Source organism: Psychromicrobium ferritrahens (assembly GCF_043789415.1).
Classification (GTDB): Bacteria; Actinomycetota; Actinomycetes; order Actinomycetales; family Micrococcaceae; genus Renibacterium.
The window spans coordinates 2029918-2045156 of sequence record NZ_JBDLLW010000001.1 but is presented as its reverse complement, the minus strand read 5'-3'; the positions used below and the strand labels follow the sequence as shown (position 1 = coordinate 2045156).

The following is a 15239-nucleotide window of genomic DNA, read 5'->3' as shown; positions in this document are numbered from 1 at the left end:
TCAAAGAATCGACGATCTCGTGAACAGCCCTTTTCCTTCAGCCTCCTCCGCAGGAGCGCTCTCCGGTCTGACTCCGGAGAGCTTCGTGCGGCATTGGGTGCACGGTGAGGAATCCGACTGGTCGAACACCAATTGCTATCTCGATGTCTGGATGAACGTCCTGGACTCTTTAGGGCTGGACCCGATTCCGGCGTTCGCCTCGGCGATCAGCGCGGAGTTCGTCGGGGATCAGTGGGAATTCCTCAAGGTACGTTCCGAGGATCTCGAGACGCTCTATGGCATCCGCTTCGGCGAGTACGATACCTGGCGGCCGTTGCACGAACACTTGGCGGGGCAGCTCGCCTCGGGCAATCTGGCCATTGTGGAGGTAGACGCCTTCTACCTGCCTGATACAGTCGGTGTCTCCTATCGTGAAGAGCACACCAAGACCTCCATAGCGCCGGTCCTGCTCGATCAGGACGCTCACCGTCTGGTCTACTTCCACAATGGCGGATTGCACGAACTCTTCAAGGAGGACTACGACAATACGGTGGGAGCCGCTTCAGAGCAAGGTTTCGTCCCCCGCCCCTATGTCGATCTGATCCGGCTGGACGGTTTACAGCGGTTCGACGCTGGACGGTTTCCCGCAGCAGCTCAGCAGGTGCTCAAAGCCCATCTGAGGAGAATTGGCAATTCTTCCCAGCAGCACCCCATGGTTCAGCTCACCGACTATGTACTGAGCCAGCGCGAGGTCCTCGCCGAAAGCGGGATGGCGCATTTCCATCAGTTCAGCTTCGCCACCACCAGGCAAGCGGGGCTGAGCGCTATGTTCGCCTCAGAGGTGGCGCAGTGGTTTGCCGACGCTGAGACACGCCCGGAGGTCGCTCTGCCCTTGGGCCAAGCTGCTCAAGCCTTCGCGGAGGCCAGCAGCACCGCGAAGCGCTTGCAGTTCCAACTGGCCAGAGTCGCCGCCGGCCGCCGTCCGGATCTTCAGCCGACAACCGAGGCTTTAAATGAAGCCTGGGATCGCGGCATCACCCTCATGAAACAGTGGGATGCCTTCGATGAATGAGCGGATTACGCGAAATTTACTGACGACGGCGGCCTGGAAACTCAGCCGAACCTCGGCGGGTGCGGCTGGCAACTGGGACGAATACGAACGGTTGGGAACTGGACAAAAAGTCACGGTGCCTTGCACGGTGCCGGGCACAGCGGCGGCAGCTTGGCGAGAGGCCTTTGGCCTGGAAGCTGCCTTGGAACTGGATTTCGATGCGTGGGATTGGTGGTTCATCGCCGAGTTCGAGGCAAGCGATGAGTCAGGTCATACGGTGCAGGCGGCGGACTTCCATTCTGCCGGCATCGCCAGTTACGCCACGGTCTGGCTCAATGGAGAGCCACTGTTGGAAAGCCACGGCGCTTTTGACGAACTCAGCGGTCGGGCTGCGCTGATTCCAGGCCGTAACCGGATCGCCCTTCATTGCCGTCCGCTCGATACCGTGGCCACACCTCGCAAGCCTCGTCCCCGCTGGCGGAGCTCGCTGGCCGCTAATACATCGCTGCGCTGGCACCGCACTCCCCTGCTCGGCCACATTCCGTGGCACGGCACCGCTAAGACAGTCGGCCCTTGGGCTGCGCTGAGTCTCCGCCCGCAAGCTGCCTTTGAACTGAGCGGAGTGCGCACCGAACTCGGTGCGCAAGGCGGAAGAATCAGCATTGGGCTGATCGGCCATCACCCCACCACTGTGTCGGCTAGGCTCGATGATCCGCAGGGCAAGCAGGTCGCTCAGCGCACCTTTGAGCTTCAGCAACCAGGCGTAGCCGATGCGGTGCTCGAGGTGGCAGCTCCTCAGCGCTGGTTCCCGCACACCCACGGGGAGCCCCGGCTTTACAAACTCTCGCTCAGCGACGGCGAAACGCAGGAGAGCTTCGAACTCGGTTTCCGCACCGTGACAGCGGAACGGAAGGACGGCGGTTTCTCACTCTCGGTCAACGGCCTCCCGGTGCACTGCCGTGGAGCGGTCTGGCAGCCCCTCGATACGCTCAGCCTAAATGCCTCGGAAGAGGAATATCGCCTAGCCGTCGACTCAATGGTTCGAGCCGGGGCGAATCTACTGCGGATCAGCGGTACGAATGTCTATGAGCAAGCCGCTTTTTACCAGGAATGCGACCGGCAGGGAGTGCTCGTCTGGCAGGACTGCATGCTCGCCACCTTCGACCCTCCGGAGGATCCGGAATGGCTGGCGCACTTCGCCGAGGAGACCAGCAGCTGGCTGAAACGTCTGGCACCCCACCCCAGTCTTGCCGTGCTGAGTGGGGGCAACGAAACCGAACAGCAGCCCGCTTTCTGGGGGCTACCAGCCGAATCCCGTACCATGACGGTGCTCGATCAGTTGATCCCTGAGCTTGCCAGCCGCTATCTGCCTGACGCCGTGCAGGTTTCCTCGAGTCCCAGCGGCGGAGAGAGCCCGATAGACATTCGACAGGGAATCAGCCACTACTTCGGCGTCGGGGCGTATCAACTACCGCTCTCGGACGCCCGCACCTCTGGCGTCCGCTTCGCCGCAGAGGCACTCGCCTTCGCCAATCCCGCAGAGCCGTCGACCGTGCAAGAACACTTCCCGCACGCTGCCGAAGACACTGACCAGCCCACTGGCTGGCTGCCCGCGGTAGCAGCCGATCCCGGTGCGGATTGGAATTTCGAGGATACCGCTCAGCACTACGCCCAGGAGTTTTTCGGGGTGGAAGCCGAGGCGCCCTGGAGCCGACAGCTAGATCTGCGCCGGGCCGCAATCCATCACGCGATCCGGCAGACCATGACTGAATGGCGCCGTCCCGAATCATCTTGCGACGGCGCACTGCTGCTCTCTGCAAGAGACCTGGCAGCCGGTGCCGGCTGGGGCATCACCGACAGCGAAGGCCGACCCAAATCGGCGTGGTACGGGCTCAAGGCAGCCAGTGCAGCGACCGCTCTAGCCATTGTTCCCGAAGCGCTCAACGGCCTGGATCTGTATCTTTTCCATGACCGTCCCGAATCGCTGAACGGCAAGATCGTGTTGACCCTCAGTTCCGTAGCGGGGCGTGCCATCGAACCCTTGGAAGTATCGGTTCAGGTAGCCGGGCACAGCACGGAACGCTGGTCGATGCAGTCCTTACTCAAAGGCTTCCGAGACCTCGACTACATCTGGAAATTCGGTGACCGTGAATACGACTGCCTAGAAGCCACTCTGTTCGGCGCGGATGGTTCAGAGCTCTACCGCACCGTGCAGCTACTGGGTGGAATTCACCGCCCGCTGGTCGAGACCGGGTTGAAGGCCACGGTGCAGGCCACCGAGTGGATCGAAGTCAGCACCGAAAAGCTCTCAACCTTCGTCGCACTCGACTTGATAGCGCACGACCCAGCAGACAACTACTTTCATCTGCCGCCCGGCACCAAACGACTCATCCATTGCCGGCCACGCGCCAGCACAGCAACGGCAGAGCTGAGCGGAACGGTCCGCGCTCTCAATAACGTACCTCCCGCTCAACCCGTCACTCAGGGGAACAGCAGCCCCTCGAAAGGAAACATTTCATGACCGAGTTCGGCACCGCCACCTGGATTCCCAGCGGCAATCGATCTCTTTATAGCTGGGTCCACCTGCCCAAGAGCGGGCAGGCCAAGGGAGCAGTCATCATCGCGCCTCCGCTGGCCCGGGAACAAGTGATTAGCTACCGGACCCTCCGGGTGCTCGCGATCCGCTTGGCTCAGCAGGGCTGGGTGGCGATTCGTTTCGCCTGGACCGGCACCGGAGAATCAGCCGAGATGCCTGAATCTACCGATGTTGTCCAGACCTGGCAGCAAGATCTTGCCTCGATCACCGACTTCGCAGCACAACTGGTGGGCAAAGAGCGGGTGCACGCCATCGGCCTGCGAGCTGGCTCAGCGCTGTTGGCTGCCAGTGATGCTGATTTCCAGAGCCGGTTGCTCTGGGAGCCGATCGGCGGGAAGACCTTCCTTCGGCAGCAATCCATGCTCCGTCACGTCTCGCTCGATGAGACGCCCGTGCCGACCGAGACAGGTATTGAGCTGGGCGGCACGATTTATCTTCCGCACCACGCGCAGTCGCTTTCCTCAGTACCCCACCCGGGCAAGCTGCCCGCCGCTGATCTTCCCCGGGGAAGCCAGATCGTGATCGAGAAAGATCAGGACGTCGCCAAAGCCTTCTACGCCGTGGCTTCGATCTTCGCCACGGTGCCGACCGAATCAGTGCAGAACTTGATCGGGCTGCTGCCGAAGAACGCCCAGCAGATTCAGCTCCCGGAATGGAGCCCGCTGCGCACGGCCGAGGTTTCGGTGCCCGGCTTCAGCCAGCCGATTCTCGAAGAGATCCTTGAACTGGGCCCGAATAAACTGCCTTCGGTACTCTCCCGGCCGATCGAGCTTTCACAAGCTGCACCCGGCTCAGCGCTGTTAGTTGCCGCTTCATCGGAGCCCAAGGAAGGCGTCACCGCGCTCTGGGTGCTTCAGGCTCGCAGGCTGGCAGCCCAGGGCATTCCCGCGATCCGTGCGGAAAGACGGGGCTCAGGCGACCTGGGAGCCTTAGAGGCGCTGCGAGATCCGAATCCCTACACAGATGAGGCCATCGAAGACATCAAGAATGTCTGTGCTTACCTCGATGATCGCTTTGAGGGCCCGGTATCGGGTATCGGGTTGTGCGCCGGAGCATGGTTGGTCGGTATGGCCAGTAAGGATTCTGCGATGCAGAAGGTCATTATGCTCAATAACGTCGCATGGCGCGATCAGGTCGCTTATTACAACCGGATCTACGCCGAACTCAATGTGGAGGAGCTGCTGGCCGGAGAGCGGAGATCCGCAGATGGCCAGGAGCCGAAGACCTTTAAGTCCCGGGTGAAGTCACTATTGCGCAAATTCGGCCCTTACTGGCTGTGGCTGGGGCTCGGTAAGAGGGCCATTACGAATGTTCCTGAAGTATTGATGGATTTCTCCTCACGCGAAGCAGAGTTAATCTTGCATCTCGGCCCGGAGGACTACCGGCTCTTCGCCATGGAACGCGGTGAAGAAGGGTTGAAGCGGCTGCTAAAGCAGGGACGGCAGATCCAGTTACGGATGGAACAGCCTCTGGATCACGCTTTGCTGGCGCATATCTCACGAACCAAGGCCATCGAGATCATTGAATCGACGCTGCTGCAAGAACCTGCCGAACCCTCAGCGATCCGTTAGGAGCTCGGCAGCAGGCTTTCGTAGAGTTTGCGATAGTTCTGCGCCGTGACACGCTCATCGAACCGTTCTTCGGCGCGTGCTCGGGCCTCTTCTCGGGATCTGCGGTATTCCCGGGAGGAAAGCTCGAGAGTCTTGCGCATCGCCGCTGCTAGCTGCTCCGGATTACTCCGCTCGACGAGGTATTCCGGACCGATAGCCAGTTCCGGGCAATCGCCCACATTGGTGGTCACTACGGGTAAGCCCGAGCTGAGCGCTTCGATTCCGGACATCGGCAGTGCCTCGTGAGAGCTTGAGATCACCATCGCCCGGGACTCGTCGAAGAGCAGCTTGACGTTGCTCACCGAGCCGTGGAGGGTCACCTCTTCAGAAAGCTTGTGCCGTTGCAGTAGCTCCGCGACTTCCGGGTTGTCCGCTTCGAGCCCGAGTCCCGCGCAGTCCAGTTTTGCCTCGGGGTAGTCTTTGAGCAGCAGGCTTAATGCGGCGAACAAATTGTTGTGATCCTTCACCACGTGCCAGCGGCCAAGATGAACGAACCGTTGAGACTCGGCGCCGTTTTCGGCCGACCAATCCCCCAACTGGGTGCCATTGAGAATCACGCTGGGCTCAAGGTGATAGCCGAGGCTGCGAATGTACTCCAGGGCAGAAGGAGAGCACGCCACCACGGCGTCAAAACGGCCGCTGAACTTTGCGACCAGGCGCCGAACCAGATGAGAAGCGCCCCTGGTCTCATAGGAAGCGCTGGAATGAACAGTGCTGACCCGAATCGCACGCCCCGGAGTCAGCAGACTCATCAGATCGGATTGCATGAGATGTGAATGGACCAAGTCGATCCGCTGTTCACGAATGATTCTGCGTAGCGTGCGGATGGCTCGCAGCGGGATGATGTCCCGGCGGCTCATACCCACATAGCTCACGGTATCTGCGATCTCGGCGAAGCGCGGAGATAGCGAACCCTCTCCCATCAGCACTAAAAGATGTATCTCATCGGCCGGATTCTTTTGCCTGCCGAGCGCCTCGATCAAGGTCTGAGCGCCGCCCGTCTGAGCGTCGTTTACAACATGCAGAATGCGCACTGTGTACTTTCTGTCGTTCTCCCCTCGCAGACTTGTCCGCAAGCCTCTGGGCACTTTACCTCAAGTTCCGGCGGACAAGTATCTGCGAATGGACTTTCGCCTTTCGGCGGCTAAGCAGAGACCCCCAACGCCCCTGCTCTCAGTTATAAAGTGCGGGGCTGTCGAAGATCGTGACGCAGAATTTGCTAGAAATTTTTATTAAGTTCAAATTAGCCGGAAAGCAGCGGATTCCAGCCGCACCTTCACTCTCCGGAAGCACGCTGGCCGCCGGGGAAGCTCTCAGGGCCGAAGTGAGCTCTGAAGTATCCCGTTACTCAAGCGCCAGGAGATAGGAATCCGCATACATCTCAGGGGTCACGGTGTGCTGCGCTCGTTGCCGGGCCCGCTCACAGATCTGTCGAGCGGAATCGCTCTGCGGATCGATGGAAGCCAGGACTTCTCGAAGCTGGGCAGCATCGCCGGAAGCATAGAGGCGGCCGGTCTGCTGGTCCTCGACGAGCTCGCTGCTACCGCCCTGATCGGGCACCACCGCAAAGACGCCAGACAGCTGTGCTTCCAGCACTGTCCTGCCCATCGGCTCCTGGTGATTGGCCACTACGACGATATCCAGATCGTCGAGCACCCGCTCTTGCTCCACCTTTCCTTCGTCGATAAAGCGCGGGCCGAGCACCTCCAGACAGTATTTCCGGACTTCGGCCGAGTTGTCATTGACCGATCCGTCCCCTGATCCGCGGATGATTAAAACGCTTTCATCGCTGAGCCCGGCCACCGCCTCGGCCAGCAGGAGATGCTGCTTCTCCTTGACGATCCTGCCGAGGATTCCTATCCTTTTGACGGCGGAAGGCTGGGTTCGCACCGCGAGAGCCTCCGCTGGGCCGTGGATCACGTGCACCTCAGTGGGAACAGAATCCAGTTGGGAGGCGGTGAAGGCGCTACAGGCCACCACACTCTGCACCCCGCGAGCGAAGAGTCTCAGCAGCTGACGCCCTCTTTCACCGGGCAGGTTGTCATGGAGATCCAGAGCGATTTTAATCCGCTGGCCAGCCAGCAGAACTCGATTCAGCGCTACTCCGACGAGCAAGTAATAGGTGAACAGCACCACGCGGTCGAACTTCCTCGCCGTCTTGCGATACGTTCGCCAAAGTATGAGGTTTTCCTTGATCTTCGACTCGTTCTCCGGAGCGGCAGCATCAGCGAGAATTGCGGGGTGACCGATGAGCCGGGCCCATTCCGCTTCGATCGTCCCCGGGAAGCACACCAGATCAACAACGAGGCCACGCTTTTTCAAAGCATCCGCCAGCATGAACAAACTTTGCTCTGCCCCCCAAGCCGAACGGGACGCCGTCATGAAGACCAAGCGTCGTCCTGCAGTTTCTGTTTTTTCGCTCTGCGAAGTCATGGATCCCCAACCACTCGCGCTAATATTTCATCTACTGGGTGTATTCCAGTCATGCTGATTGTGTCATTATCACATATCCGCAATTTCCCTACGGACAGGACCACCGACCATCGTGGATAGCTCACCGGCTCAAAAGTCAAGGCTTACTAGCAATATCCTGTGGAATTATATTTCAGGGTTCGCTAGCATTTTTGGCTTGCTCTTTCTCTACCCTTTTGCCATCGCTATTTCCGGGGTAGAGGCCTATGGGCTATGGGTTCTGGCCTTCGGGGTGATCCAACTCTTCACACTCTCAGATTTCGGGCTCGGCACCGGCATCGTGAGGCACCTGGCGGTGCTCAAAGATCACCTGGAACGCCGTCGCTTCGTCACGGTGGCCACTACGATCTTCTTGCTCCTCGGCGTGGTGCTGCTGACCATCTTCTACTTCGTCTTCCCGCTCTACCTGCAGACAGTGAAGATCGACAACCAGCTTTCCCAGCTGCTGCCCTTGCTGATTCCGCTCACCGGGCTGACGCTCTTCGTCTCGATCGCGGGAAGAGCCTATAACGCCGTGCTCTGGGCTGAGGATCGGCCCGATATTGAGCGGAAGAGTTCCTTGATCGGGCTCATCCTGCGTGCTGTGGGATATGCCCTGGCATTCTTCCTGGGCTGGGGTGTGACCGGCGTCATCATTGCCGAAGCCATCTCTCTGATGTTCCCGGCGGTGATTTGCGTGATCGCTGTCTTCCAGCGCTACTCATGGCCGATTTTCCAGTGGTCGAGCTTCAAGGATCATGGGTTGCCGCTGCTCAAGATCAGCGGCGTGCTGTTTATCGGAACCTTTTCCCTACTGGCCGGATTCCAATTCCCGCTCTACGTCGTCGGGGCCACCATGGGCTTGGCCTCGGTCACCGCTTTCGGCGGAATAATGCGTATTTACCAAAGCACTCGGCTCTTGCTTTCCTGGATTGCGAATCCGTTTATTCATCCTTTCATGACCGCGGCAAAAGAACGCCTCAACGATCTCTACAAACAATGCGCTAGTTTGCTCTGGTGCCTCGGCCTTCTCATGGCTCTGCCTATTTTTCTGCTGTCGAAAGACATCATGGTTTTTTGGCTCGGCCCGAGCAATGAATTTGCAGCCGGTGCACTCGCGATGATCGGGCTCGGAATTCTGGCTGACGCGATCATCCAGCCCGCCAGCCTGATCGTGAATTTGCGCCACAACCCCTGGCCGATCTCCTTAGCCAACCTCGGAGTGCTGCTGCTGACCATTCCGCTGATCCTGCTGGCCTCTTCAACGGGTGAACTGACCATAACGACCTTGGCCATGGTGATCGTGCCATGCTTGGCCACGCCACTCTACCTACGGTGGGCCTGGCAAACAGCCGAATTACGCTGGGACAAGTCGATGTTGCGGGCTGCGGCTTGGGTTTTACTCCCGGTCGCCGTCCTGGTCTGCGCTTTCATCGCAATAGAGAGCATCCCGATCCCGCTTCTCGGCCTTGCCATCGCCGGAACACTCGAATTGGTCATCGCCGGCATCGGCTATCTGATCTACCGCAGGAGGAAATCAGGAACTCAGACGACGGCGTCCAGCTGAGCCGGAGGTCCCGGCTCCTTTTCCTTGGCTCCAGCGGATTGGCACAGCCATAGTCCGTACATCATGCCGGGGAATCCGAACAACCAGAAAGCGGAGTCGTAACTGATAGCCAGGCCACCGGCTATCAGCCAGATGATCAAGGCCGCCCAGCCGGATATCCTCAGCTTCGACGAAGTGTCCGCGCGGACCACGAAGAACATCATCAGCAAGATGATGGGCAGCCCGAAGAGCACCCCGTTCTCCAGTACCACCCTCAAGAAGACGCTGTAGACATCCGGCAGCACTTCGGAATGCGGTAAGTCGTTGGTCGGTATCTTCCCGCTGAGAAAATAGGGACTTGTATTACCCCTGCCGATGCCGAGGAAGAACACCGCTACATCGCTGAAAAGATAGCGTACTGCCGCAATGATGGAATTCGAGCGGTCGACCCATGACCAGTTCGTCACGCTCTGACGCTGATTCAGGACGAGTGAGGCAGCGGTACCCACCGCGAATAGCAAAAGCGGCATAATAATGGCGAGAATTCCGGCAAAGCGCTTGAACAACGGTAAGGCCGCGCAGATCACGATCAAGAAAGGAGCCACAATAGCGGTTCCCGAACCGCTGATCGCGGTGACCCAACAGGTCAGAGCTAGTGCGACCCAGTCGATCACCCGCAAAGGCCGCTTGAATGCCATCGCAGTGAGAATGAGGGCGATAGCCACAATCCCGAGCGTCCCGCCCATAAAAGACGGTTCCGGGAAAAGTCCGAAGGGCCTACGGATGTAGGCCGCGATGGTTGGCGCGAGCAAGCGCACGGGCGCGTAGCCTGGCACATCGTAAACCCATAACCAAGGGACGACCCCTTGGTCCAGGAAAAAATACTTCTGGACCAGCGAAATACCCGCGCTGAAGATCAGGATCGCTCTCAGCCAGCCAATCAGCGCCGATTTGAGAGCCAGTACCGCCACGACCATTGCGGACAGTGGAATAAGCGAAATAACCCAGGTCAGGCTGCCAGCCACCGACCACTGCTCCGAGGTGATGAACATCCTGAAGAAGCTGGCCAGGAACGGCGCCAGAAGCACGCCGGCGCTCAGCCAGAAGATCCGTCGATCCCGGCAGCCCCGGATGAGCAGATACCCGCCGAAGATACTAGAGAAAGGAACGTTAGTACTGACGCCCAAGGGCAGAGCAAAGTACGGAAGCACCGAAGAGATGATCAGTGCTACCGCCACAATGCGATCGAGGCGGTTGAAGCTCAGCTGTTTCACGACTGCTTCCGGTGACCGCCCAGAACAGCGACAGCAACCGAGTCCCAATCGCTGAAGTCTTCGGGCTGATCATCTTGACGAGGGCCCTGAGCCTTCTTGAAGGCCTCGGCCAGCCCTGCGGCGAACCCTGCCGGATCTTGATGATCGGCGAAGGAAATATCTGGATAATCTCCCGCTTGATCACGTAGTGCCGGCAGATCCGAAGCAAAAATCGACGCTTTGACGTACATGGCTTTGGCGAGAATCCCACTCTGGGCATCAAAGTGAACATAGGGCAAGACGATGAGCTTGGCGGACTCCAGGTAGCGATCAAATTCGCTACGTTCCAAAAACCTGTCTTCCAACACAATATATTCGGAGGCAGCAGCAAGCTCAGCGAGCTTCGCCTCGGTCTCTGCCCCATCGCTCTTACCCGCGATCACCAGCGGCACCTGAGCGGTATCAGCTGCCTCGATGGCGATCTCAATACCTTTATTACTGCGCAGCTCTCCAATGCAGAGGGCTTTTTTGCTCAGATCGGTCGCCGAGCTCAGGCTTGCCACATCCTGGCTTGCCAAGTCCTGGCTCTTCGAGAGCCTGCTCGAAAGTGGCAGCGAGACCGCTCGCAGCCGATCTCCCACCACTTCACGCAAGGTCTCGGCCTGGGTGGTTCCCTGAGTTACCACCCGATCAGCGGTACGCATACTGTAGCTTTCCAGGCCGAGCAGCACCCGATCCCGAAGGCTGGCCTGCCGAGGATCGAAATGCGGTTTTGCATTGTGCACAAAGAGGACTACTTCACTCTTCTGCCCAGCGCGCAGAAGCGAGACCACCGGATATTTGCTGGTTTCCAGGACTAATTGGGCACCGTCTCCGGCGGCCCGGCTGAGCCTTCGAATGATCAGGTGCTCAGTGACCAGATCCATCACCTGCCGTGCTGGGCGAAGCAGATTTTGTAGTTTGCTGCCCTTTTTTCTGCGCCGGGGCAGGGTTTCCAGGACCTTGACCTTCGGGTTTTTCAACTCACCTAAGTACTCGGCTGCACCGGGTCTACTGAGCAATAAGCAGCGCTCGACCCCGGGCTGTTCAGCGATCGCCAGGGCGAGATCTGCCGCGTGCTCGATCTGCCCACCATATTCAGTGGGGCAGACCACCATGACCCTTCGGTGATCACTTCCCGTCATTATTGATCACGGGTCCTTCTAATGCCGTCGAACCGGTGTTTTCATCCTTAACCGCTTCGGAGGCTTTAGCTTCCGAAGCGGCTTTGGCCGCAGCGGTCCTGGCAGCCGCGGTTTTTGCGGTCGCACTCCTAGCGGCAGTGCTTCTGGGCGCAATGGTTTTAGCGGCCGCGGTCTTAGCTGTCGTCGTCCTGGCTGTCGTGGTCCTGGCCGCCGTCGTCCTGGCCGCCGTCGTTTTGGACGCCGCCGCCCGGGCAGCCGTCGTTTTTGAGGCTGCGCTGGTCCGCGGAGCCCTGGCCTTCGCCGCGGTGGCTGCGACCGGCGTCGTCTCAGCAGCAGTAGCACTCTTAGCGGAAACCTGGGAATCATCGTCCGCCGTTAGCTGCGGTGCAGCCTCATCTGCCTGATCGCTTTCGGCTTCCGGTTCAGCGGATTTAGCGTCTAGGGCGGCCTTGGCTGTTTCCGGTGCTGTGACAACCGGGCTCACCTCAACCGGCTTACCCGGCTCAGCCGGAATACTCAGTTCTGCTGGCTTACTCGGCTCGGAAGGCTGGACGGCTTCTGCCGGCTTGCTGGGTTCGGAGGGTTCAGCCGCAGCCGGCGCTGTTTCTTGAGCCGACTGAGCAGTGGCAGTGGCAGTGGCAGTGAGAGCCTTTCGCGGCTTTCGGACCAGAGCGATAATCAACCCGACCGCGAAGCCGATGAACCCGCCGAGCGCCAAGTTCATCGAACGATTCGGCGAAGACGGTTCACTGCTTTTCGTCGCCTCGCTGAGCACCACGAGGCTGACCGGAGGCTGCTTGCCCGTGGTTGGATCGAGAGCGGCTGCCTCAATCTTCAGCCGATCAGTGATCTTGAGCGCGATGTCGCTGGCCAGTTGGGGGTCGCTGTAAGAGACCTTGATCAGGACGATCGGCGTGCTGGGCGTTGCCGCAGCGGACACAGAATTGGCCAATTCTGCCGAGCTGATCTTCAGATCGAGCTCTTTGACAACCGGGTCCAAGACGCTTTGACTGCTGGCCAGAATGACCAAGGATTGCGCTCTCGCCTGCGCGAAGACTTCGCCCTGCTGCAATTCGGCAACGGTTCCGGTGGTCCGGGTGGAGATGAAGACTTGAGTCTCCGATGTGTAGCTCTTGGGTGCGATAGCGCTTGCAATCAAGCCACCCACTAGGCCAACAACGATGCCGACCACAATAATCCACCAAGACCGCTGAACGGCTCTTCGGAGATCCTCGATTCCCATAGCTTTCCCTTCAATCAAACTGGGGCTCGACCTTCTACCTAGCAACCGCAAATACCAAGCTATGCTTGGCGCCCCCAATACCAGACTTTATTATCCGTTCCAAAGGTGGTAATAGGGAAATCAGCCCTATTCGGCTGGCTTATGGGAAAGGAATATTCTCCTCCACAAGCCGGCCCAGAGCCCCTACCACTCAAGGCGCGAAACTGATCGGTACCGGGTCAGCGTTAGCCGACAGTAACTGAACGAGCCAGAAAAATGACGTTTATTCCGTCAATGGTTCCTGATGCGATTATCGCCTCAGGCTTGAAATAAATAGCGCTGCTATCACTCGCCACGAAGTGCAAGACGTCAGTGCCAAGACCGGGGTAGGCTCACTGACCCGATAAACGTCAGCAGCTGGTTCCGACTGAATAACGGCGAGAGCCCGCGCGCCAATCATTGCCGATTTCCGAGCGGTCAATATCACCCATGCCCCATCTTAAGATTCGAACCCCACACCGAAAGAGTGGGTCCATTGCGTAGCGGGCTTCGCTCGGCAGCTAAAATTTCCCCATCGGTCTTTAAGTGCCGGAGCAACTCAAATCATGACGCAAGAATCACGATTTTCCTGATCAGAGGCCATCTACGAAGTTGGTTGTCGGCAGACCAGCACTCCCGGCGCGTGATCGACCTCGTCTGATCCGGTGAGGGCGGCGAACCCTTGAGCAAGATAGACATCCACCGTGCTATCACTGCGGTCATCGCGCCGATACTCCATCTTCGGGAAGTTCTTTTGCAGGTTATAAGCCGCAGCCTGGCCCGCAGACCCCGAGACAATCACTCCAGCAGCTTCAGTGCTGATCTTGCCATCACCTACGGAACCGACTCGATAACCTCGTTTCTTCAGTTCCTTGGCAACAGAAGCGGCCAATCCGGTACGCAAAGTGCTATTGAAAACATTGACGGTAATCGAGATATTCTCCGGATACTCAAAAGTCACCGTTGGGCACGAATTGCTGACAGCTGAAGAAGGAGATGCACTCGGCAGCGCAATGACACCTCGTGAAATCAAGATCGCCAGCACAGTGGCAACTACTAGTACACCGCTCAGCACAGCAATGGTGATCAGATGCCATCGTCGATAGCGGCGCCGGATCGGCTCTATCCGAGGATCCTCGGTGAACACCGAGCGCAGATCTTCACCCGCAATCACCCGGTGTCCGTGATACTCCACGCCGCCGGTGGGTTCCAGGAGGTCCTCACCCTTTTCTCGGGCCCGCTGCTCCCGGGCTGCACTAGCCTGACGACGTCGTTCGCGTTTTTTCAGTTCACGCTTGAGTTTCCGAGGCGGCAGTGATGGCTTCGGTGGAATAACCGGTGGAGGCTTTTCTTCAGTCATCCAGGACCAGCACGCGGGCGTGCAGGACGGTTCGCTGGTGGAGTGCTGTACGCACCGCGCGATGCAGTCCGTCTTCTAGGTAGAGGGTGCCTTTCCACTGCACGATATGCGGAAAAAGATCACCGAAGAACGTGGAATCTTCGGCGAGCAAGGCCTCAAGGTCCAGGGTGCTCTTAGTGGTGACCAACTCGTCCAAGCGCACCTGACGAGGTGCCACAGCCGCCCAGTCCTTGGGGGTGAGGTAACCGTGGTCAGGATAGGGCTTGGACTCGCCCACTGCTTTGAAGATCACATAACCACCCTAGAGAACTTATTCGCGCTTCTGAACTTATTGTCCTGCGCCGCGCGGGGTTGTGGCCAAAAGGTTACGTTCACGCCGATTCAGGCGGCCAGAGCCTTTTCAATGGCTGCGCTGATCTCCGGGGCATCCGGCTCAACGGTGGGAGCGAAACGCGCCACGATCTCACCTTTGGAATTGATCAAGAACTTCTCGAAGTTCCACTTGATCAGGCCCGGCAGGATGCCATTCTTGAACTTTGTGAGCTCGGCGTAGAGAGGGTGCTGCTCTTTGCCCCGCACATCGGCTTTTTTACTCAGCGTGAAGGTCACCCCGAAGTTCCTGCTGCAGAATTCCTGGATGTCCTCATCGGTGCCTGGCTCCTGGCCTGCGAACTGGTTGCAGGGAACGCCGAGCACTTCAAAGCCCTGATCCCGGTATTTTTCATAGAGCGCTTCCAAACCCGCGTACTGCGGAGTGAAACCGCATTGCGAAGCGACGTTCACCACCATTACGGTTTTCCCTTCGAAGCGGCCGAAGGCCGTCTCGGTGCCGTCATTGAGGGTCAGCGGAATGGAATAGAGCGAAGTTGCAGTCCCGGACATGGCAGATTCCTTTGTCGTCAGTGATCTCGTTAAAGCCAACGTACTCCGAGTTGGCATCTATTCCGA

General features: G+C 58.7%; 12 protein-coding genes. 4 read left to right on the top strand and 8 right to left on the bottom strand.

The genetic code is table 11. The features are described 5' to 3' along the window. Positions 1 to 19: 19 nt before the first annotated feature. Genes ABDK06_RS09370 through ABDK06_RS09360 form a run of 3 tightly spaced genes read left to right on the top strand, consistent with a single transcriptional unit; the run spans position 20 to position 5197 of the window. Positions 20 to 1051: a DUF1839 family protein gene (locus ABDK06_RS09370; protein WP_394940690.1), complete on the top strand. Its 1032-nt coding sequence runs from the start codon at positions 20 to 22 to the stop codon at positions 1049 to 1051. Beyond that, positions 1044 to 3551 carry a glycoside hydrolase family 2 protein gene (locus ABDK06_RS09365; protein ID WP_394940689.1) on the top strand — a complete coding sequence of 836 codons (2508 nt, stop codon included), beginning with the start codon at positions 1044 to 1046 and terminating at the stop codon, positions 3549 to 3551. Before ABDK06_RS09370 ends, ABDK06_RS09365 begins: the two co-directional genes overlap by 8 nt. Then, positions 3548 to 5197 carry an alpha/beta hydrolase family protein gene (locus ABDK06_RS09360; protein WP_394940688.1) on the top strand — a complete coding sequence of 550 codons (1650 nt, stop codon included), beginning with the start codon at positions 3548 to 3550 and terminating at the stop codon, positions 5195 to 5197. The genes ABDK06_RS09365 and ABDK06_RS09360 overlap by 4 nt, the downstream gene beginning before the upstream one ends. Here ABDK06_RS09360 and ABDK06_RS09355 read toward each other — a convergent pair. Then, positions 5194 to 6270 (bottom strand): glycosyltransferase, encoded by a 1077-nt coding sequence (locus ABDK06_RS09355; protein WP_394940687.1) that lies wholly within the window; start codon positions 6268 to 6270, stop codon positions 5194 to 5196. The two genes, ABDK06_RS09360 and ABDK06_RS09355, sit on opposite strands and share 4 nt — an antisense overlap. A 310-nt stretch (positions 6271 to 6580) precedes the next feature. Beyond that, positions 6581 to 7669, bottom strand: a complete 1089-nt coding sequence (locus tag ABDK06_RS09350; RefSeq protein ID WP_394940686.1) for a glycosyltransferase family 4 protein — start codon at positions 7667 to 7669, stop codon at positions 6581 to 6583. Between the two features lie 196 nt (positions 7670 to 7865). Between ABDK06_RS09350 and ABDK06_RS09345 the strand changes: the two genes are divergently transcribed. Further along, on the top strand, positions 7866 to 9254 hold the full coding sequence (locus tag ABDK06_RS09345) for an MATE family efflux transporter (protein ID WP_394940685.1): 1389 nt from the start codon (positions 7866 to 7868) through the stop codon (positions 9252 to 9254). On the opposite strand, the gene ABDK06_RS09340 is transcribed toward ABDK06_RS09345, so the two are convergent. The 6 genes from ABDK06_RS09340 to ABDK06_RS09315 all read right to left on the bottom strand — a co-directional run bounded on the left by ABDK06_RS09340 (position 9233) and on the right by ABDK06_RS09315 (position 15173). Further along, on the bottom strand, positions 9233 to 10507 hold the full coding sequence (locus tag ABDK06_RS09340; protein WP_394940684.1) for a hypothetical protein: 1275 nt from the start codon (positions 10505 to 10507) through the stop codon (positions 9233 to 9235). The two genes, ABDK06_RS09345 and ABDK06_RS09340, sit on opposite strands and share 22 nt — an antisense overlap. Next, positions 10504 to 11670, bottom strand: coding sequence for a glycosyltransferase (locus ABDK06_RS09335; RefSeq protein WP_394940683.1), 1167 nt, complete (start codon positions 11668 to 11670; stop codon positions 10504 to 10506). The genes ABDK06_RS09340 and ABDK06_RS09335 overlap by 4 nt, the downstream gene beginning before the upstream one ends. Next, positions 11657 to 12913 (bottom strand): Wzz/FepE/Etk N-terminal domain-containing protein, encoded by a 1257-nt coding sequence (locus tag ABDK06_RS09330; RefSeq protein WP_394940682.1) that lies wholly within the window; start codon positions 12911 to 12913, stop codon positions 11657 to 11659. The genes ABDK06_RS09335 and ABDK06_RS09330 overlap by 14 nt, the downstream gene beginning before the upstream one ends. A gap of 622 nt (positions 12914 to 13535) precedes the next feature. Further along, positions 13536 to 14291 carry a LytR C-terminal domain-containing protein gene (locus tag ABDK06_RS09325; protein ID WP_394940681.1) on the bottom strand — a complete coding sequence of 252 codons (756 nt, stop codon included), beginning with the start codon at positions 14289 to 14291 and terminating at the stop codon, positions 13536 to 13538. Beyond that, positions 14284 to 14583 carry a type II toxin-antitoxin system VapB family antitoxin gene (locus ABDK06_RS09320; protein ID WP_394940680.1) on the bottom strand — a complete coding sequence of 100 codons (300 nt, stop codon included), beginning with the start codon at positions 14581 to 14583 and terminating at the stop codon, positions 14284 to 14286. The genes ABDK06_RS09325 and ABDK06_RS09320 overlap by 8 nt, the downstream gene beginning before the upstream one ends. An 89-nt stretch (positions 14584 to 14672) precedes the next feature. Next, positions 14673 to 15173 carry a glutathione peroxidase gene (locus ABDK06_RS09315; RefSeq protein ID WP_394940679.1) on the bottom strand — a complete coding sequence of 167 codons (501 nt, stop codon included), beginning with the start codon at positions 15171 to 15173 and terminating at the stop codon, positions 14673 to 14675. Positions 15174 to 15239 lie beyond the last annotated feature (66 nt).

Excerpts from the sequence above, each read along its gene's own strand:
- ABDK06_RS09365 (WP_394940689.1), top strand. The coding sequence starts at position 1,044 with ATGAATGAGCGGATTACGCGAAATTTACTGACGACGGCGGCCTGGAAA.
- ABDK06_RS09360 (WP_394940688.1), top strand. The coding sequence starts at position 3,548 with ATGACCGAGTTCGGCACCGCCACCTGGATTCCCAGCGGCAATCGATCT.
- ABDK06_RS09350 (WP_394940686.1), bottom strand. The coding sequence starts at position 7,669 with ATGACTTCGCAGAGCGAAAAAACAGAAACTGCAGGACGACGCTTGGTC.
- ABDK06_RS09335 (WP_394940683.1), bottom strand. The coding sequence starts at position 11,670 with ATGACGGGAAGTGATCACCGAAGGGTCATGGTGGTCTGCCCCACTGAA.
- ABDK06_RS09330 (WP_394940682.1), bottom strand. The coding sequence starts at position 12,913 with ATGGGAATCGAGGATCTCCGAAGAGCCGTTCAGCGGTCTTGGTGGATT.
- ABDK06_RS09325 (WP_394940681.1), bottom strand. The coding sequence starts at position 14,291 with ATGACTGAAGAAAAGCCTCCACCGGTTATTCCACCGAAGCCATCACTG.
- ABDK06_RS09315 (WP_394940679.1), bottom strand. The coding sequence starts at position 15,173 with ATGTCCGGGACTGCAACTTCGCTCTATTCCATTCCGCTGACCCTCAAT.